The sequence below is a fragment of the Campylobacter concisus genome (assembly GCF_002914195.1).
Lineage (GTDB): Bacteria > Campylobacterota > Campylobacteria > Campylobacterales > Campylobacteraceae > Campylobacter_A > Campylobacter_A concisus_M.
The window spans coordinates 1-555 of sequence record NZ_PPAU01000046.1; the positions used below are offsets into that span (position 1 = coordinate 1).

Genomic DNA, 555 nt, shown 5'->3' on the forward strand with positions numbered 1-555 from the left:
CACCTGATCTAAGAATTTATCTAATTTCTAACAAAATTTAACTAAATTGCTTAAAATCGCTTAAGAATTTATCTAATTTTTAACAAATTTATCTAATTTCTAACAAAATTTATCTAATTTCTAACAAATTTATCGAATTTCTAACATCGCCCTAAAAATATAAAAAAAGAAATATTAAAAAATATTTCTATATAATTTTTAGGGATATGGAAATTAATCGTCGTATTCAAAAAGATTATTTTCTTCCAAGGTCGGATAGTCATATTGGTCTTTTTTATTGGAATAGAATTTTACCTCTTTTGGCCTCTTGAAGCTGATCAATAAATCGGCTGTCCCAAGAGGGCTTACTTCGATGCCAAAAAATTCTCGCAAGCTATTACTCTCTTTTAAAAGATTTTTTTTCAATTTCGTAATTGTTGCGTTAGATGCAGTCTTGTGGTATTGTCTAATTTTAATAAATTCGGACAGAACCATATTCTTGCTCTGCACTGTAAAGAGAAAACGTATTAAGTCCTGAATAATTGGATTAGAAATTTGATCTATTAAATATAATTT

At 26.8% G+C, this 555-nt stretch carries 1 protein-coding gene; it reads right to left on the minus strand.

What is annotated here, in order from left to right:
- Positions 1–213: 213 nt before the first annotated feature.
- The coding region (locus CYP28_RS10485; RefSeq protein WP_219811234.1) for a hypothetical protein at positions 214–555 on the minus strand (342 nt) is incomplete at its 5' end.